The sequence below is a fragment of the Ensifer sp. Root954 genome, from assembly GCF_001429005.1.
Classification (GTDB): Bacteria; Pseudomonadota; Alphaproteobacteria; order Rhizobiales; family Rhizobiaceae; genus Ensifer; species Ensifer adhaerens.
In genome coordinates this window covers 488,646-505,950 of the sequence record NZ_LMJM01000023.1, presented here as the reverse complement: position 1 = coordinate 505,950, position 17,305 = coordinate 488,646, and the positions used below count along the sequence as shown (strand labels likewise).

At 61.3% G+C, this 17,305-nt stretch carries 18 protein-coding genes; 6 read left to right on the top strand and 12 right to left on the bottom strand.

Annotation, left to right across the window (positions count from 1 at the left end; all coding sequences use genetic code 11):
* Nucleotides 1-24 precede the first annotated feature (24 nt).
* Nucleotides 25-1,023: a glutathione S-transferase family protein gene (locus ASE71_RS16500; protein ID WP_060522102.1), complete on the bottom strand. Its 999-nt coding sequence runs from the start codon at nt 1,021-1,023 to the stop codon at nt 25-27.
* A gap of 179 nt (nt 1,024-1,202) precedes the next feature.
* On the opposite strand from ASE71_RS16500, the gene ASE71_RS16495 reads away from it, so the two are divergent.
* Complete coding sequence (locus ASE71_RS16495; protein ID WP_060522101.1) at nt 1,203-2,192, top strand: glycerophosphodiester phosphodiesterase family protein; 990 nt, start codon at nt 1,203-1,205, stop codon at nt 2,190-2,192.
* 102 nt (nt 2,193-2,294) lie between these two features.
* Nucleotides 2,295-2,723: an arsenate reductase (glutaredoxin) gene (arsC, locus tag ASE71_RS16490; RefSeq protein ID WP_060522100.1), complete on the top strand. Its 429-nt coding sequence runs from the start codon at nt 2,295-2,297 to the stop codon at nt 2,721-2,723.
* Between the two features lie 75 nt (nt 2,724-2,798).
* Here arsC and era read toward each other — a convergent pair whose 3' ends face one another.
* The 8 genes from era to rpoZ all read right to left on the bottom strand — a co-directional run bounded on the left by era (nt 2,799) and on the right by rpoZ (nt 9,686).
* The gene (era, locus tag ASE71_RS16485; protein ID WP_034804323.1) at nt 2,799-3,728 is read right to left on the bottom strand and encodes a GTPase Era; all 930 of its coding nucleotides are present in this window, start codon (nt 3,726-3,728) and stop codon (nt 2,799-2,801) included.
* Between the two features lie 8 nt (nt 3,729-3,736).
* Nucleotides 3,737-4,453, bottom strand: a complete 717-nt coding sequence (gene rnc, locus ASE71_RS16480; RefSeq protein ID WP_090294803.1) for a ribonuclease III — start codon at nt 4,451-4,453, stop codon at nt 3,737-3,739.
* Complete coding sequence (gene lepB / locus ASE71_RS16475; RefSeq protein WP_060522099.1) at nt 4,453-5,196, bottom strand: signal peptidase I; 744 nt, start codon at nt 5,194-5,196, stop codon at nt 4,453-4,455. Before lepB ends, rnc begins: the two co-directional genes overlap by 1 nt.
* Nucleotides 5,197-5,356: 160 nt before the next feature.
* Complete coding sequence (gene acpS, locus ASE71_RS16470; protein ID WP_034804122.1) at nt 5,357-5,776, bottom strand: holo-ACP synthase; 420 nt, start codon at nt 5,774-5,776, stop codon at nt 5,357-5,359.
* The gene (locus ASE71_RS16465; protein WP_060580957.1) at nt 5,773-6,327 is read right to left on the bottom strand and encodes a DUF2062 domain-containing protein; all 555 of its coding nucleotides are present in this window, start codon (nt 6,325-6,327) and stop codon (nt 5,773-5,775) included. Before ASE71_RS16465 ends, acpS begins: the two co-directional genes overlap by 4 nt.
* 188 nt (nt 6,328-6,515) lie before the next feature.
* Complete coding sequence (locus tag ASE71_RS35090) at nt 6,516-6,665, bottom strand: DUF3563 family protein (RefSeq protein WP_064816984.1); 150 nt, start codon at nt 6,663-6,665, stop codon at nt 6,516-6,518.
* 165 nt (nt 6,666-6,830) lie between these two features.
* Nucleotides 6,831-9,065, bottom strand: a complete 2,235-nt coding sequence (locus ASE71_RS16460) for a RelA/SpoT family protein (protein WP_034804141.1) — start codon at nt 9,063-9,065, stop codon at nt 6,831-6,833.
* Nucleotides 9,066-9,278: 213 nt separating this feature from the next.
* Entirely contained in the window at nt 9,279-9,686 is a 408-nt protein-coding gene (rpoZ, locus tag ASE71_RS16455) for a DNA-directed RNA polymerase subunit omega (RefSeq protein WP_034804144.1), read from the bottom strand.
* A gap of 464 nt (nt 9,687-10,150) precedes the next feature.
* On the opposite strand from rpoZ, the gene ASE71_RS16450 reads away from it, so the two are divergent.
* The gene (locus tag ASE71_RS16450) at nt 10,151-10,732 is read left to right on the top strand and encodes an NYN domain-containing protein (protein WP_034804147.1); all 582 of its coding nucleotides are present in this window, start codon (nt 10,151-10,153) and stop codon (nt 10,730-10,732) included.
* Between the two features lie 192 nt (nt 10,733-10,924).
* Here ASE71_RS16450 and smpB read toward each other — a convergent pair whose 3' ends face one another.
* Both smpB and dapA read right to left on the bottom strand, forming a co-directional pair.
* Complete coding sequence (gene smpB, locus ASE71_RS16445) at nt 10,925-11,404, bottom strand: SsrA-binding protein SmpB (protein ID WP_034804150.1); 480 nt, start codon at nt 11,402-11,404, stop codon at nt 10,925-10,927.
* On the bottom strand, nt 11,404-12,288 hold the full coding sequence (gene dapA / locus ASE71_RS16440; protein ID WP_060522097.1) for a 4-hydroxy-tetrahydrodipicolinate synthase: 885 nt from the start codon (nt 12,286-12,288) through the stop codon (nt 11,404-11,406). The genes smpB and dapA overlap by 1 nt, the downstream gene beginning before the upstream one ends.
* A 293-nt stretch (nt 12,289-12,581) precedes the next feature.
* On the opposite strand from dapA, the gene ASE71_RS16435 reads away from it, so the two are divergent.
* The 3 genes from ASE71_RS16435 (at nt 12,582) to ASE71_RS16425 (ending at nt 16,316) form a co-directional block, all read left to right on the top strand.
* A complete protein-coding gene (locus tag ASE71_RS16435) occupies nt 12,582-14,648 on the top strand; it encodes a lytic transglycosylase domain-containing protein (protein WP_060522096.1) in 2,067 nt (688 codons plus the stop codon).
* A 109-nt stretch (nt 14,649-14,757) separates the two neighbouring features.
* Nucleotides 14,758-15,270, top strand: a complete 513-nt coding sequence (locus ASE71_RS16430; RefSeq protein WP_060522225.1) for a BA14K family protein — start codon at nt 14,758-14,760, stop codon at nt 15,268-15,270.
* A 158-nt stretch (nt 15,271-15,428) separates the two neighbouring features.
* The gene (locus ASE71_RS16425) at nt 15,429-16,316 is read left to right on the top strand and encodes an alpha/beta fold hydrolase (protein ID WP_060522095.1); all 888 of its coding nucleotides are present in this window, start codon (nt 15,429-15,431) and stop codon (nt 16,314-16,316) included.
* Between the two features lie 151 nt (nt 16,317-16,467).
* Here ASE71_RS16425 and ASE71_RS16420 read toward each other — a convergent pair.
* A partial coding sequence (locus ASE71_RS16420; RefSeq protein WP_244497371.1) for a porin occupies nt 16,468-17,305 on the bottom strand: 838 nt, incomplete at its 5' end.

Genomic DNA, 17,305 nt, shown 5'->3' with positions numbered 1-17,305 from the left:
CTTAGCAAATGCTGAGAAACAAACCTAGATTTCAGCGACGCCTAGACCGGGCAGACGCGCGCGGTCATGGGGCCGGTCGAAATCGAGCAGCGGGCCTGCCGGAACGATGCGCGTCGGGTTGATGTGGACGATGCCATAGTAGCCGCGCTTGATATGGTCGATGCGTACGCTCTCGCGGATGCCTGGCCACTGGTAGATCTCGCGGAGGTAATTCGACAGCGCCGGATAATCCTCGATCCGGCGGATGTTGCATTTGAACGCCCCGTGATAGGCCGCGTCGAAGCGAACGAGGGTAACGAAGAGGCGGATGTCGGCCTCGGTCAGGTGCTCGCCGGCGAGGTAACGATTGTCCGCAAGGTGGGCCTCCAGTTCGTCGAGCATGCCAAAGAGGCTTGCCACCGCCTCGTCATAGGCGCCCTGGGTCTTGGCGAAGCCGGATCGATAGACGCCGTTGTTGACACGCTCGTAAATCGGGCCGTTCCAGCGGTCGATCTCGGCACGCAGCGCCTCGGGGTAGAAGTCGAGCCGGTTGCCGGTGAGCCCATCAAAGGCCGAGTTCAAGATGCGGATGATATCGGCGGACTCGTTGTTGACGATCCGCCCTTCGCGCATGTCCCAGAGCACGGGAACAGAGACCTTACCGGTGTAGGTCGGATCGCTCGCCACATAGAGTTCGTGATGGAAGCGGATCTTGCCGACGCGCGCGCCGGCATCGACAGACTCGTCATAGACCCAGCCATCTTCGCCCAGTTCCGGATTGGAAACGGTCAAGCCGACAATGTCCTGCAAGCCCTTGAGATTGCGGAAGGCGATCGTACGCTGGGCCCAAGGGCAGAGATAGGAAACGAACAGGCGGAAGCGCCCGGCCTCGGCTGGCAAGGCCTCCTGCCCTTCCGGGCCCGGCCTGCCATCGGGCGTGATCCAGCGGTGAAACCGCGTCGGCTCGCGATAGAACGCGCCGCCCTTCATCTCGCTCGCCGCAACGTCGCCCTTGACCCATTTTCCCTCGACGAGCTGCGGCATCTCTTTCTCCTGGATCGCAAGTCTGTGACGGCTACCTCTCACGGGGCCCGGACCACGGTCAACCGCGCGCGCGGGTGACACATTGTTCGCAATCCGCGACACGCACGCACGCGATACGTGCAAAACAACATCGTCGCGCCACAATGTCGGGCAATCCCGATTCCCAGAGGAGAATCAGGATGAAGAAAGCGCTTGCCATTTTCGTGCTGTTTGTCGCGGTCGTGTGGTTGATGAACACATCGTTGTTCGTCGCGCCGCCGGCGGGCATCGCAAAACTGCTTGCCCACCGGGGCATGCATCAAACCTATCCGAAGGACAACGTCGGCAGGGACACGTGTACGGCAACGATCATCAGGACGCCGGAGCATCCCTATCTCGAAAACACGATCGCCTCGATGCAGGCCGCCTTTGACGCCGGCGCAGATGTCGTCGAACTCGACGTGCATCTGACGCCCGACAGACAGTTCGCCGTCTTCCACGACTGGACGCTCGATTGCCGGACCGAGGCCAAGGGCGTGACCGAGGAAACGCCGATGACGGCGCTGAAGTCTCTCGACATCGGCTATGGCTACACGGCCGACGGCGGCAAGACCTTCCCGTTCCGCGGCAAGGGCGTCGGCCAGATGCCGACGCTCGAGGAGGTGCTGGCCGCCCTGCCCGACCGCAAGTTCCTGATCAACTTCAAGAGCCGGCGCGCCGAGGAAGGCGCTGAACTCGCAACGCGTGTCGACGCGCAACCGCAATGGCGGGAGGCCGTGTTCGGCGTCTATGGCGGCGAGGAGCCGACCCGCGAGACGCTGAAACGCCTGCAAGGGATGCGAGGCTACGACCGGACGTCAACGATGGCGTGCCTGACCCGTTATCTCGGCTACGGCTGGAGCGGCCTGATGCCGGACGCGTGCAAGAACACGTTTGTGATCGTGCCCGGCAATTATGCGCCGCTTCTCTGGGGCTGGCCCGACCGTTTCGCTGCACGGATGAAGGCGGCCGGAAGCGAGATCATCCTGCTCGGTCCCTATGGCGGCGGCGATTTCACCACCGGCATCGACACGATGCAGGACCTGGAAATGGTACCGCCAGGGTTCTCCGGCTACATCTGGACCAACCGGATCGAGATGATCGGCCCGGCGCTCGCAAAGCGGCAGGTCGCTGACGCCGGTACGAACTGACACGGGCGGCCGACTTGCCTGCGGCAAGCTTCGACCCTATGGCTTTGAGCAACCGTCGAAGCTGGCCGCAACGGCGGTCTCAACACCGCGGAAGGCAAGCGCATGAACGTCACGATCTACCACAACCCCGCCTGCGGCACCTCGCGCAACACGCTGGCGATGATCTGCAACGCCGGTATCGAGCCGACGGTGGTCGAGTATCTGCAGGCGCCGCCGTCGCGGCAGGCGCTGGAAAAGATGATTGCCGATGCCGGCCTGACGGTGCGGGACGCACTCCGGGAGAAAGGCACGCCCTATGCGGAACTCGGGCTTGGCGAGCCCACGGTCAGCGACGAACGGCTGGTCGACGCAATGATGGCCCACCCGATCCTCATCAACCGCCCCTTCGTGGTGACGCCGATCGGAACGCGGCTCTGCCGTCCATCCGAACGGGTGCTCGACATCCTGCCGGACACGCACAAGGGCCCGTTCTCGAAGGAGGACGGCGAACCAGTTCTCGATGCAAAAGGAAAGCTGATAGCGGGCGCCTGAGGCCGCCTGCGTTTGATACGGCACCCGCTTCAACGGGTGCCGTAAAACATCACACCAAACGGTGTGCGTGCGGCCTTATCGCGGAAATTCCAGACCCATTTCGCGGAAGCGCTCGGGGTCGTCGCCCCAGTTTTCGCGTACCTTGACGAACAGGAACAGGTGCACCGGCTGCTCAAGGATCTCGGAGATCTCCTTGCGCGATGCGGTCGAGATCGCCTTGATCGCATCGCCGCCCTTGCCAAGCGCGATCTTCTTCTGGCTCTCGCGCTCGACATAGATCACCTGCTCGATGCGCACCGAGCCGTCCTTGCGCTCTTCCCACTTCTCGGTTTCGACATGCGAGGCATAGGGAAGTTCCTGGTGCAGCCGCAAGAAGAGCTTTTCGCGGGTGATTTCAGCGGCAAGCTGGCGCATCGGCAGATCGGAGATCTGGTCTTCCGGATAGTACCAGGGGCCTTCCGGCAGCGTCTCAGCCAGGTAATCCATCAGATCCGTGCAGCCCGAGCCGTTCAGCGCCGAGATCATGAAGGTGCGCTCGAACTTGATCGTCTCGTTGGCGGCAGCCGCCAGCTTCAAGAGGTCTTCGGGACGCACCTGGTCGATCTTGTTCAGCACCAGGATCTTCGGCTGGTGCACTTCCTTCAGCCCCTCGAGGATCGCTTCCGCATCACCCTTCAGGCCGCGTTCGCTGTCGATCAGGAACATGATCACGTCCGCATCCTTGGCGCCGCCCCAGGCGGTCGTGACCATGGCGCGGTCGAGCCGGCGGCGCGGCTTGAAGATGCCGGGCGTGTCCATGAAAACGATCTGGGCGTTGTCATGAATGGCAATGCCACGCACGATCGCGCGCGTCGTCTGCACCTTGTGGCTGACGATCGAAACCTTGGCACCGACGAGGCGGTTGACCAGGGTCGACTTGCCTGCGTTGGTCGCTCCGATCATCGCCACGAAGCCCGAGTGGGTCGGCGCGCCTTCGGCGGCCGTATCTTTTTCCATGTCCGTCATGTTTTCCGTCAATTTCCGGCGGAACTCTTCCGCCACACGCCTTCGCGTTCCAACAATTTCGTCGCGGCCACCTGCTCGGCTCCGCGCTTGGATCTGTCCGTTCCGGTCTCCGGCGCGACACCCGTAACTTCGACGGTTACCGTGAAGCGGGGGTCGTGGTCGGGGCCGGAGCGCTCATCCGTCCGGTAGGCCGGCGCGATGCCGAACTTGGCATGCGCCCATTCCTGCAATTCGGTCTTTGCATCGCGGCGCGCCCCATCGGCACGCACCGCGCGATCTTTCCAATGGCGCAGCACGAAGCCGCGGGCAGCTTCGAGACCGCCGTCGAGATAGATGGCGGCGATCAGCGACTCTACCACATCCGCCCGCACATTCATCATCGCCTTGCCGGTTATCTTCTTGACGTCCGAGCCTGTGCGGATGAATTGGTGCAGCTCCAGGTCGTCGGCGACCTTGGCGCAGCTTTCGGCGCTGACGAGCTGGTTCAGCCGGACCGAAAGCTCGCCCTCATTGGCATCGCGAAAGGTCTGGAACAGAAGCTCCGCCACGCAAAGCCCGAGCACCCGGTCACCCAGGAATTCGAGGCGCTGATAGTTGGAACCCTTGGCGCTTCGCGCGCTGGAATGGGTGAGCGCCCGATCAAGGCGCTCCTTCTCCGTGAACTGATAACCGATCACGGCCTCAAGCTTTACCCGATCCTCCGCGCCCAGCGACCGCGACTTCATCATTCGACCGCCTTGAACAGACGGTCGTAGCGCAGGTTCGTCGGCCACTTCCACACTTCGCGGAACGAGGTGTCGTGACCGAGCGAGAAGAAGATCATGCTGGCGCGGCCGACGAGGTTTTCGGCAGGCACGAAGCCGACGTCGAAGCGGCTGTCAGCCGAGTTGTCGCGGTTGTCGCCCATCATGAAGTAATGGCCGGCGGGCACGATGAATTCGCGGGTATTGTCGCCGCGCGCATCCGGGAACTGGTCAAGCGTGTCATAGGAGACGCCATTGTCCATCGTTTCGCGGAAAACCGGAACGTCGCCGCCGGTGTCGTACTGGTCGTCGGCGCGGAAGCCGCCATCCGGCGTGCGCTCGACCGGCTTGTCGTTGATGTAGAGGATGCTGTTGCGCACCTGGATGCGGTCGCCCGGCAGGCCGACGAGGCGCTTGATGTAGTCGATATCCGGGTTCGGCGGGAAGCGAAAGACGACGATATCGCCGCGCTTCGGCTCACTTGCGAAGATGCGGCCGGAGAACAGATCGGGCGAAAGCGGCAGCGAGTACTTGGAGAAGCCGTAGGCGAACTTGTTGACGAAGATGTAGTCGCCAACCAGCAGCGTCGGCATCATCGAGCCGGACGGAATGGTGAAGGGCTGAAAGAGAACCGTACGGATGACCAAGGCCAGGAGCAATGCCTGGATGACGACCTTCACGTTCTCCCAGAGGCCGCTCTGCTTCGCTTCTGTCTTTTCTGCCACGCTACTGTGTTCCTTTATCATCGCAACGCCCGCGCGGGGCCTGCTCTCAACTTTTGTCCGTACTCTCGGTCCGGCTTTGGACTGCGCGCAATCCCGGTCTCATATGCTGCAAACCGCCGCCCCTTCAATCGGTCAGGGCCGGTTTTTCCAGCGGAATGCTCTAAACCGTTCCCTCAATCGGGGCAACGGGCAGCGCCTCGATAATCACGAAGGCCTGGGCCAGTGGAAAATCATCGGTGATCGTCAGATGAATGGCGGCGCGATGATGCGGCGGCAACATCTGCTCCAGACGCGCGGCGGCACCGCCGGTCAGGTTCATTGTCGGCTTGCCGCCCGGCAAATTGATGACGCCCATGTCCTTCCAGAAGACGCCCTGCGCGAGGCCTGTGCCGAGCGCCTTGGAACAGGCTTCCTTGGCGGCGAAGCGCTTGGCGTAGGATGCCGCGCGGTTCTTCCGCCCTTCGGACTTGGCGATCTCGATTTCGGTGAAACAGCGCTGAACGAAGCGCTCGCCGAAGCGGGAAAGCGAGTTTTCGATCCGCCTGATATCGATCAGATCGCTGCCTATGCCTATGATCATGAAGAGGATCCGAGCTCTTTGGTGCGTGCCCGGCGGCGCTTTTGGAAGAGCCGGGCCGCCTGGTAGGCCGCAATATAGGAAAGGACGGCGCCGCCTGCCGCGAGCGGCAATGAGCCGACCAGCATCGGCTTGAACACCGGACCCCAAAGGGCCGGAAGGTCGAGGTGCTCGACCATGCGCATGACGTCGGCCGAGCTCGCAGCGTGTGCGCTCTCGACGCCGAGGATTGCCGTCCCGAGTTCGTAGGACGCCGTCAGGATCATCGGGATCGTGACGGGATTGGCGAGCGCGGTCGTGATCGCCGCCGCGACGAGATTGCCCGAGAACAGGAAAGCGAGCGCAACCGCAATAAGGATATGCAGACCGAAAAACGGCGTGAAAGACGAAGCGGCACCCGCCGCCACGCCGACGGCAATCGAATGCGGTGTCGATGAAAGGCGCAACACACGCAGCGTCACATAACGCAGGCCGCGTGCAAAACCCTTGCGCGGCCAAACGATGGACCGCAGCCTTTCGGAAATCGTAACCGGTTTTCTGCGCCTGAATAACATTATGCCGTCATGACCGCGTCTTGAAGCCGTCAGCCGGCACAAGACCGCGCGTCCGCCTGTTTTCTGGCCGCAAGATAGGCGTCCTGCCTGTCGCTTGCAACCCGCACAGGCGCCGCGCGCATGTCGCAGGCGAGCCATCCACCGAACGCATGGCTCAGCATCCCGCCAGAAGACGGGACGCAGCGGGCTTAGTAGTTACGGAACAGGCCGCGATCGATCTGGCGCTGGCGGTACTCGAGGTCGATACGGTCGACCGAGTTATTGAGATAGGCGAGCTCGCGCTCTTCCTGAGTGGGGACGCGCAGAGCGCGGGTGATCTTCTTCAACTGACTAAACATGGCAAACCTCTTTGTTTACCTCCCGACCGAGAAGATAGTTTAGAGGTCCCTGTTCCACCAGACACAGGAAATAGCGGCAGCCATGCGCTGATGGCATGGCTTGCCATTTCGCCCCGCGCAGGCTGCCTGTTTTGCAGGCATTTGCGCAAGGCGCGGCCAGTCGGCTCATTCGAACAGGCGCTTCACCATGGACACGCTCGGCAATTCCTTGAGCTGCGTGATCAGGTGGTTGAGCTGGCGCAGGTCCCAGACTTCGAGGTCGAACTGCAGTTCGCTGAAGTCCGCAGCCACGCGCCCCATCGACAAAGTCCGGATGTTGACGTCGCTGGTGGCGATCGCCTGAGCCACCTCGGCCAGCGTCCCCGGCTCGTTCAGGGCGCTGATCGCGATGCGGGCGATGAAGCGGCTGCTGTTGGCCTCGTCCAGATCCCAGCGCACGTCGATCCAGCGCTCCGGCTCGTCATCGAACTTCTGCAGGATCGGCGACTGGATCGGGTAGATGGTGATCCCCTTGTCCTTCTCCATGATGCCGACGATGCGGTCGCCCGGGATGGCCCCGGCCGGGCTGAAATGAACCTCGGCATTGCCCGAGAGACCGCGGATCGGCAGGGCCTCCGGCCCCTCGACCTGGGCGACACCGTTGGCATCCTTGCCGCGGCCCGGCAACTTGAACACCATGCCGGCGGCACTGCGCATGTTGAACCAGCCGTCGTCGGCACTGGGCTTCACCGTGACCCGCTCGTCCTGATGATCCGGGAAGACCGCACGCAGCACGTCGAGCGAGGAAAGCTCGCCACGGCCAACGGAGGCGATGGCGTCCTCGACTTCCTTCTGACCGAGCCGATGCAGCGCCGGCTTCAGCGCCTCGCGCGAAAAGCTCTTGCCGGCGCGCTCGAAGGTGCGCTCAAGAATGCGATAGCCGAGGCCGGCATATTGCTTGCGGATGGCCGCACGCGTCGCGCGGCGGATCGCCGAGCGGGCCTTGCCGGTAACGACGATTTCTTCCCAGGCCGGCGGCGGCACCTGGATGCCCGAGCGGATGATCTCCACTTCGTCGCCATTATTGAGGCGGGTGACCAGCGGCATGATACGGCCGTTGATCTTGGCGCCGACGCAGGTGTCACCAATATTTGTGTGAACGGCATAGGCAAAGTCGATTGGCGTCGCGCCGCGCGGCAGTGCGATCAACTGGCCCTTGGGCGTGAAGCAGAATACCTGATCCTGGAAAAGTTCGAGCTTGGTGTGCTCCAGGAACTCTTCCGGGTTGTCGCCTTCCGCGAGCGATTCGATCGTGCGCCGGAGCCAGGAATAGGCGTTCGACGTCGGCGACAGGGCCGCATCTGCCGACGCACCCTCCTTGCCCTCCCTGTCCTTGTAGAGCGAGTGCGCCGCGATACCGTATTCGGCGATGTCGTTCATGCGTCGGGTGCGGATCTGTAGCTCGATGCGCTGGCGGGAAGGGCCGACGATGGTGGTGTGGATCGACTGGTAGTCGTTCTGCTTCGGTGTCGAGATGTAATCCTTGAAGCGGCCCGGGACGACGCGCCAGCGCGTATGGACGATGCCGAGCGCCCGGTAGCAGGACGGGATATCGTCGACGATGATGCGGAAGCCCCAGACGTCGGACAGCTGCTCGAAGGACAGCGACTTCGACTGCATCTTGCGGAAGACCGAATAGGGCTTCTTCTGCCGACCCTTCACCTGCGCCGCCTTCAGGCCCTCGGCCTGAAGCAGCTCGCGAAGCTCGTCCTCGATCTTCTTGATCAGGCCCTCGTTGCGCTCGGACAATTCCTCCAGCCGCCGGGTGACCGTTTCGAAGGCCTCGGGATTGATATGGCGGAACGAGAGGTTTTCGAGCTCCTCACGCATGTCTTGCATACCCATGCGGCCGGCGAGCGGCGCGTAGATATCCATGGTCTCTTCCGAGATGCGGGCGCGCTTTTCCGCCGACATGTGGTCGAGCGTGCGCATGTTGTGCAGCCGGTCGGCGAGCTTCACGAGCAAAACCCGCACATCGTCCGAAATGGCGAGCAGCAGCTTGCGCAGGTTCTCCGCCTGCTTGGCCTTCTTGGTGACGAGATCGAGCTTCTTGATCTTCGTCAGTCCTTCGACGAGCGCGCCGATATCCTCGCCGAAGAGATCGTCGATTTCCTGCCGTGTGGCCGTCGTGTCCTCGATCGTGTCGTGCAGAAGAGCAACGGCGATGGTCGACTCGTCGAGACGCATCTCGGTCAGGATCGCCGCCACCTCCAGAGGATGGGATATGTAGGGATCGCCGCTTGCCCGCTTCTGCTGGCCATGCTTCTGCATCGCATAGACGTAAGCCTTGTTGAGCAAGGCTTCATTGACGTCGGGCTTGTACTTCTGCACGCGCTCAACGAGCTCGTATTGGCGCATCATTCGCTGGCGATCCTCTAGATCATGATGATTTCAGGTCCCATCGACCTAAAATCATAAACGTGATCGTTCTCCTAATTTAGAGCGGGATGCGGGCGGAAAACCGCAAACACTTTCCTTTTCCCGCTCTAGAAGAAATCAATAAAAAAGTGCGCCAATCATACGAGTGGCGCACTGCTTTGAAAACACGTGGGAACGGGCGTTCCGCGACGGATCTCAGTAGTCGTCGCTCTTTTCCGGCGGCACCAGACCTTCGATACCGGCAAGCAGCTCTTCTTCCGACATGCGGTCGAAGGTGATGGCTTCCGGCTGATCTTCGTCTTCGGCGACTTCGGTAAACGTCGTCTCGGCATCGGTCTGAAGCAGCGAAGCCGGATCGGGCTCGGGCTCGTCCACTTCGACATGCTTCTGCAGCGAGTGGATCAGGTCTTCCTTGAGGTCGCCGGGAGACAGGGTCTCGTCTGCAATCTCGCGGAGCGCGACGACGGGGTTTTTGTCGTTGTCGCGATCGATGGTGATGGCGGCGCCCTGAGAAATCAGGCGCGCGCGGTGGCTGGCAAGCAGAACGAGTTCGAAACGGTTATCGACCTTGTCGATGCAATCTTCGACGGTGACGCGGGCCATTGCCTGTCCTTTTGGGCTCGAAGCGCGGCGGCATCGCCGCTGCACGGATTGACAACACGAAACCGGAGCAGTCGCCTGACGGCGCCTCATCGGGTCCGATTTCTGGAATTAAGCGCCCGGATACAATCAAAACAAGGCAAGTTCAAGTTTTTCCTTCAAGGGACGCTCACGTAACGTCACACTTCGTGATAAAATGCGATGCGAATGAGTTGGAGACGTCGCTCACACATTACGGTTGTATTTTCTGGCCATAAATAAAGCCCCTGATGGAAAAAGCGACCCAGAGATGTGGACGATCTATAGCAACTGCTAAAACTAGCTATATTCGCGAGCGCGCGGCTGGAATAATGCAATACATAAGCTACATTATTTGCCATATCAGCAATTATTAATGTAATCGACTTACTTTTGCGCACCCGCCGGCAGGCGGCCTTTGATGCGCCGCGATTGAAAAAGGAAAGACGATGTTCGACCCCCGCGAAAAAATCGCACTCTTTATCGACGGCGCGAATCTTTATGCGGCATCGAAAAGCCTCGGCTTCGACATCGACTATCGTAAGCTCCTGAAAGCATTCCAGAAGCGCGGCTATCTGCTGCGCGCCTACTACTACACGGCCCTCATCGAGGATCAGGAATACTCTTCAATCCGCCCGCTCATCGATTGGCTAGACTATAACGGTTACAAGGTCGTGACGAAGCCGGCCAAGGAATTCACCGACTCGCTCGGCCGCCGCAAGATCAAGGGCAATATGGATATCGAACTGGCGATCGATGCCATGGAACAGTCCGAAACCGTCGATCACCTCGTCATCTTCTCCGGCGACGGCGATTTCACCACGCTGGTGGAAGCCCTGCAGCGCAGGGGGCGCAAGGTTTCTGTCGTTTCGACCATGTCGACGCAGCCGCCCATGATTGCCGACGACCTGCGCCGCCAGGCCGACCACTTTATCGATCTTGCGACGCTGCGTGCCGAAATCGGCCGCGAACCGTCCGAACGTACCCCGCGACACAACACCGAGCCGGTGGCCGATCCGGTCGAGATCTGAGGCGTTCATTCGAACGCAAGGCGCGTGATCGCGATTGCGCGAGCGCCGCTTGAACCACTCCGCGTCAACGACGTCGATCGTTGAGTTCTCTCAATAAATATCAAGAATTGCAGGCAGGGCTTTCAGCGCGCCGTGGCCGACAGCTGCGTTGCATCGGCCGTCTTTGTCGGATGCAACGCAAAGCGATTTTTCTTAGCCGCGGTCTTTCAACAGGCGGCTTTTCTGCCGGTTCCAGTCGCGTTCTTTCGAGCTCTCCCGCTTGTCGTGCAGCTTCTTGCCCTTGCCGAGCGCCAGCTCCAACTTGGCGCGGCCGCGATCGTTGAAGTAGATCTTCAGCGGGATCAGCGACATGCCTTCGCGGTTGACGGCGCCCTGCAACCGGTTGACCTCGCGCTTCGACAGGAGCAGTTTCCGCCGCCGCCGCGTTTCATGATTGAAACGGTTCGCCTGCAGATATTCCGGCAGATAGGAGTTGATCAGCCAGATCTCGCCGCCCTCGTCCGTCGCATAGGATTCGGCAATGTTGGCCTTGCCTTCGCGCAACGACTTGACCTCGGTGCCGGTCAAAACCAGACCGGCCTCGTAGGTGTCGACGATCTCGTAGTTGAAGCGGGCCTTACGGTTTTCCGCCACAACCTTGTTGACCGTGCGCTGGCTTCCTTTGGGTGCCATCAGTTCATCAATCCTGCATGTCTGAGTGCTGCATCGATCGCAGCCTCGGTTGCCGGCTCGAGCGTCGGCAACAGCGGCGAGCGCACGGTGCGGCTCATACGGCCGAGGCGGTTCAGCGCATACTTGGCGCCGCAGAGGCCTGGCTCCATGAAGATCGCCTTGTGCAACGGCATCAACTTGTCCTGATAGGCAAGCGCCTTGGCATAATCGCCGGCAAGCGTCGCTTGCTGGAACTCGGCGCAAAGGCGCGGCGCAACGTTTGCCGTGACCGAAATGCAACCAACGCCGCCATGGGCGTTGAAGCCGAGTGCGGTTGCGTCTTCGCCCGAAAGCTGGACGAACTCCGGACCACAGGCCATGCGCTGCTCGGAGACACGCTCGATCTTGCCGGTGGCATCCTTGACGCCGATGATGTTGGCGTAAGCCTTGCTGAGCGCCGCCATGGTCTCGACACTCATATCCACGACCGAGCGGCCGGGGATGTTGTAGATGACGATCGGCAGCTTCACGCTCTCGGCGATCGCGGCATAGTGCGCGAAGAGGCCCTTCTGCGTCGGCTTGTTGTAGTAGGGCGTAACCACGAGGATCGCATCGGCGCCAGCCTTTTCGGCGTGCTGTGCAAGCTCGATCGCTTCCGTCGTGTTGTTGGAGCCGGCGCCGGCGATAACAGGCACGCGCTTGGCAGCCGCTTCGATGCAGAGCTCGACCACCTTCTTGTGCTCATCATGTGAAAGGGTCGGAGACTCGCCGGTGGTGCCAACGGGCACCAGGCCATGGCTGCCTTCTTTTATCTGCCATTCCACATGCGCGACGAAACCATCCGCATCCACCGCGCCGGTGGCGGTGAATGGTGTTACGAGAGCGGGAATGGAACCCTTGAACATGCACAACTCCTGACGGCGTAAAAGCGAAGTCTGCACTCATGCTTTGGCCGTAATCGACGGTTAAAAAACTGCCGCACCATAATCATGTGAGGTGGCTGCGGCAAGCGTTGTAACACGGCATTTCACGCCGGTTTTCATGCAAAAGCTTGATGTTTGGCCTGCATAGTCACGACCGCCCAACCAGGGCGAGAGCGGGTTTGGCGCAATTGTTACGATCGATACTGGCCGCCCGTCTTGTCATCGGGCAATCTGGCGGCGCATGAATGTTGGACACGGGGAACACGGGGTTCTTGATGCGCGGGTCAATATATCTGCCTGTCGCCGCCATCATCGGCGCGGCGCTTCTGGCAGCGCCGGCGGGCAGCGCAGAAACCCTTGACCGCATACCGGTTCCGACACGCAAGCCCGCGCTCTTGGACAAGGCAGCCCCCATTGCCGCGAACGAAACCACGAATGCCATCGCGACGGCTGCCGGACCCGTCAGCAGCGATCTCAAGGCGGGGCTCGATGCTCTGTCCAACAAGCAGCCGGCCGCAGCGATTGCCGTACGCGACGCGATGCTCGAAGGCACGCTCGACCGGCACATATTGACCTGGGCGATCGCCGTTTCCGGCCAGCGGGGCGTACCTTCCTTTGAAATTGCCGATGCCCAACGGGAATTGCAGGGATGGCCGGGGCTGAAATCGCTGCGCGCCAACTCCGAACGAGCGCTCTATCGAGAGAACCCGCCGGCGGCCGATGTGCTCGCCGCTTTCGGCAACACGCAGCCGGAAACGACGGAAGGCGCCCTCATTCTTGCGCGTGCTCTCGTCGCCACCGGAAAAGCCGACACAGCCGCCAAGAACCTGCGTGCGATCTGGCAACGCGACATGCTCGACAAGGACATCGAGACCAAGATCCTTGACGAGTTTTCCGGCCTCTTGACCACAGACAATCATCAGCGCCGCATGGTGCTACTTCTCTATCGCAACCGCGTCGAGCAGGCCGAACGCTTCGGCGACCTTGGAAAAGCTCAATCGCTTTATCGCGCCTGGGCGGCGGTCAGCCGTGGCAGCGACAAGGCGCCGGCCCTCATCGCAGCGGTCGATCCTGCCTGGCGCAAGGACGCAGCCTATCTCTTCATTCAGATCGAGCACCTGCGCAAACAAAAGAGATACGAGGAAGCAGCAAAGCTCCTTGCGCGCATGCCCAAGGACAAGGGCGCCCTGGTCAACCCTGGCGAATGGTGGGTCGAGCAACGGGTCGTCAGCCGCGGGCTGCTCGACAGCGGCGATTTTCGAGGCGCCTATCGGATCGCCGCCGGCCATCTCGCGGCCGAGGCGACCGATATTATCGACGCCGAGTTTCATGCCGGGTGGTATGCCCTGCGCGGCATGCAGGACCCGGCGACCGCAGCGCGTCACTTCCGCCGCATTCTGGATGTGTCGAGCCGTCCCCTCTCCGCTTCGCGCGCTTGGTACTGGCTCGGGCGCTCGGCCGAGGCCGGCGGACCGGGTGACGCCAACGGGTATTTCGCAAACGCAGCCCGCTATCCCGGAACGTTCTACGGGCAACTCGCAGCCGCCCGGCTGGGTCGCAAGACGCTGAACGTCGCCTATCCGGCCCCGACGGCAGACGACCGATCGCGGTTCGAAAGCCGCGAGGCGGTGCGCGCCATCACGCGGCTCGAAGGCACAGGCCACACCTGGCGCGCCGACAGCATCTACCGGGCGCTTGCCGACGAACTGACGAGCCCCGGCGAGCTGGCGCTGCTTTCCGCCCGAGCGGAAAGAACCGGCAACCACCAGCTTTCCCTACAGGTCGGCAAGATTGCCTTTGGGCGCGGAATCGATGTTGCAGCGCTCGCGTTTCCCGTGGGCGTGATCCCGTCAAGCGCCAATATCGACGGCTCCGGCAAGGCACTCGCCTATGCGATCGCGCGCCAGGAAAGCGCCTTCAACCCGAGCGCCATCTCCACCGCCAACGCCCGCGGTCTGTTGCAGTTGATGCCGGGAACGGCCAAGGGCGTTGCCAGCCGCTACGGCCTTGCCTACTCGCAGGACCGGCTGACGAGCGACGCCGGCTACAACGCCACGCTCGGCGCGCATTATCTCGGCGAACAGATCAGCAGTTTCGGCGGCTCCTACATCCTCACCTTTATCGCCTACAATGCCGGCCCGCGCCGCGTTCCGGAATGGCTCGACCGCTACGGCGACCCGCGTGGCAAGCCGATCGACGAGGTCGTCGATTGGATCGAACGCATCCCGTTTCAGGAAACGCGCACCTATGTCCAACGGGTGATGGAGAACTATCAGGTCTACAAATCGAGGCTCGGGCAAAAAGCCGATATCGTCGAAGACCTGAGAATGGGACGGCAATAGCCGGCCTCAGCCGCGATCAAATAATTGTGATCAGCGTCAACGGCACAAACCGCGCCTTCAACCATTTCCTTTTTAAAGCCAGACTTTTCCGAAGGAAATGGTGAACGTGATGAAGACTTTGACAATCGTCGCCCTTTCGCTGGCGACGGCCTTGAGCAGCGTGCCGCCCGCCGGCGCGTTCCCGGTCGCTCCGCCGATCGTCTCCGGGACGACGAATGTCCAACAGGTTCAATTCTCCTACGAGCGCGGCGAAGAACGCAAGAGCCGATCCAGTTGCGCCGTTCCCTATTGCGAACTTCGCGGGCGACATGGCTATTATCGGGATCGCGACTACCGCGACTATAATCGCAGCGGGTACTACCGCGACAGATACTACCGGGATCGATATCGCCGCCACTATGACCACGACGACAACGACGTCGGGGCGGTGATCGGCGGACTGGCCGCAGGCGCGATCATCGGCGGTTTGTTGAGCCAACCGAGATACTACAACGGACCAAGAGCCGTCAGCGGTAATGCACACCAGCGCTGGTGTTATGCGCGCTATCGTTCCTATAGGGCCTGGGACAACAGCTACCAGCCCTATGGCGGCCCGCGACGCCAATGTAGCTCGCCCTATTGAGCTAAAGAGTTGTTGAGCACCGCTACCAACGCAAGGGGAAAAGTCACATCCGTTGGCTATCGCCAGCCACGCTCGGGCCGCCGAACAGCTATGTCGGCGCGGACAACTTGCCCCTCACCTTCAAACGGATAGATTTTAGCTGTCCGAGAGGGAGCAGCATGGGCCAAGGCGTATTACACGAGCATAACTTCCGTAGTTCCGATGGGCTGCTGCTCTACGCAAGAAGCTACGGCCCTCCCCCTTCGCCATCCGCGGCGACACCGATCATTTGCCTGCCAGGCCTCACCCGCAACAGCCGGGACTTTCACGAACTCGCAAGCTTTCTTTCGACGTCACGGGGCATTCCCGTCATCGCGCTGGATTATCGGGGGCGCGGCAACTCGGAACGCGACGCCGATAAGAGCCACTACACTGTGGCCGTCGAAACGACCGATGTGATAACGGCCTGTGCTCACTTTGCGGTCGAAAAGGCAATCTTTATCGGCACATCGCGAGGTGGCCTGATCCTCCACAACCTCGTCGATCGCGCCCCTTCGTTGATTGCAGCCACAGTGCTCAACGATATCGGGCCTGTGATCGAAATTGAAGGTCTGCTTGCGATCCGGGATTACCTCAACTCCAGCGCCGCTCCGGCAAGCTGGGCGAAAGCACCCGGCTACCTGAAGACACTGCACGGCGGCGACTTTCCAGTCTTAAGCGACCGCGACTGGTCGGACATGGCTATGGCGATATATCGCGACGAAGATGGCGTCCCGGTCGCCGATTTCGATCCGGCGATCGCGCTCCCACTGCGCGGCCTGACGCCCGAAACACCGTTGCCCGATCTCTGGAAATCTTTCGGCGCCCTGAACCAGGTCCCCCTGATGGTCGTCAGGGGCGAGCATTCGCGGCTTCTTTCAGAGACGACAGTGCGCGAAATGCGCCGACAACACAATGCGATGACCGCCTTCATCGCGCCTGGCCAGGGCCATGCGCCGCTGCTTCATCTGGACGGTCCACGCAACGCAATCGCCGCATTTCTAAACGACCTCGCGCGCTCGCGCTGACCCAAGGAAGCCGCGCCGACGCGGTCTTTACTCCCTGATCTCCTCAAGCACGATGATGCAAGTGCAGGACCAAAATTCATGGCGCCATACCAAAACGAAAAAACCCGGCTCGAAAGCCGGGTTTCTCTCTTCTGACCGAGGTCAGACGATCTTAGAAGTCGCGCTGCAGGCGGACGAAGCCGAATACCTGGTCTTCAGCACCGTCAGCATCTTCGTACTGAACCGACACGCGGGTCGCGAGACCTTCGGTGATCTTGTAGTCCAGGGTTACGCCAGCGCGCCATGCGTCGTCGTTGCTGAAGTCGAACGTGCCATGGCTCAGGCCGTCGAAGTACTGAACGCCGGGGGTGATGGCCAGCTTGTCGGTGGCGTTGAAGCGGTACGACGCAGCAACCGTCCACTCAGACTTTTCCCAGTAAGCGTTCGGGTCCGAAGCCCAGATACCAGCGAGCTGGAAGACGCCCGGGCCGAGGTCAGCCGAGAGCAGAGCGCGGATTGCGCCTTCTTCGAGTTCCGAGTCGTAACCGCCGAGCAGGTCGAAGGAAACGCCGCCGAGCGAAGCCGAAACGATACCGGAAACGCCAACGCCGTTCGGGTGAGTCGTAGCACCTTCGAGTTCGTCGATCGAGAGACCGGCCTGGAACGAACCGCCGTCATAGAGGTAAGCGATCGAGTTGAACTCGGTGTTGTTGCCGAGCGTGTCGGTTTCGCCGTTCAGGCCCTTATCCCACCAGTTGTAGAAGAAGCCGGCTTTGAGGCCACCCAGCTGGATGTAGGCTTCGTCAACGTCGATCAGGCTATCGCCAACGTCGGAGTCGTTGTCGGCGTTGAACTCAGCAGCGAAGAAGCCGGTGAGCGTGCCGTACTCGGTGTCGCTCTTGGCGTCGAACGAGATGTAAGCGCGCGAGAAGGCATCCCAATCGGAGTCGCCTGCTGCGCCCCAGCCCTGACGCTTGTTAACAGCGTGATCACCGTAGTCTACCTGGAAG

Coding starts and splice junctions, on each gene's coding strand:
- ASE71_RS16500 (WP_060522102.1), bottom strand. CDS start 1,023: ATGCCGCAGCTCGTCGAGGGAAAATGGGTCAAGGGCGACGTTGCGGCG.
- ASE71_RS16495 (WP_060522101.1), top strand. CDS start 1,203: ATGAAGAAAGCGCTTGCCATTTTCGTGCTGTTTGTCGCGGTCGTGTGG.
- arsC (WP_060522100.1), top strand. CDS start 2,295: ATGAACGTCACGATCTACCACAACCCCGCCTGCGGCACCTCGCGCAAC.
- era (WP_034804323.1), bottom strand. CDS start 3,728: ATGACGGACATGGAAAAAGATACGGCCGCCGAAGGCGCGCCGACCCAC.
- rnc (WP_090294803.1), bottom strand. CDS start 4,453: ATGAAGTCGCGGTCGCTGGGCGCGGAGGATCGGGTAAAGCTTGAGGCC.
- acpS (WP_034804122.1), bottom strand. CDS start 5,776: ATGATCATAGGCATAGGCAGCGATCTGATCGATATCAGGCGGATCGAA.
- ASE71_RS16465 (WP_060580957.1), bottom strand. CDS start 6,327: ATGTTATTCAGGCGCAGAAAACCGGTTACGATTTCCGAAAGGCTGCGG.
- ASE71_RS35090 (WP_064816984.1), bottom strand. CDS start 6,665: ATGTTTAGTCAGTTGAAGAAGATCACCCGCGCTCTGCGCGTCCCCACT.
- ASE71_RS16460 (WP_034804141.1), bottom strand. CDS start 9,065: ATGATGCGCCAATACGAGCTCGTTGAGCGCGTGCAGAAGTACAAGCCC.
- rpoZ (WP_034804144.1), bottom strand. CDS start 9,686: ATGGCCCGCGTCACCGTCGAAGATTGCATCGACAAGGTCGATAACCGT.
- ASE71_RS16450 (WP_034804147.1), top strand. CDS start 10,151: ATGTTCGACCCCCGCGAAAAAATCGCACTCTTTATCGACGGCGCGAAT.
- smpB (WP_034804150.1), bottom strand. CDS start 11,404: ATGGCACCCAAAGGAAGCCAGCGCACGGTCAACAAGGTTGTGGCGGAA.
- dapA (WP_060522097.1), bottom strand. CDS start 12,288: ATGTTCAAGGGTTCCATTCCCGCTCTCGTAACACCATTCACCGCCACC.
- ASE71_RS16435 (WP_060522096.1), top strand. CDS start 12,582: ATGCGCGGGTCAATATATCTGCCTGTCGCCGCCATCATCGGCGCGGCG.
- ASE71_RS16430 (WP_060522225.1), top strand. CDS start 14,758: ATGAAGACTTTGACAATCGTCGCCCTTTCGCTGGCGACGGCCTTGAGC.
- ASE71_RS16425 (WP_060522095.1), top strand. CDS start 15,429: ATGGGCCAAGGCGTATTACACGAGCATAACTTCCGTAGTTCCGATGGG.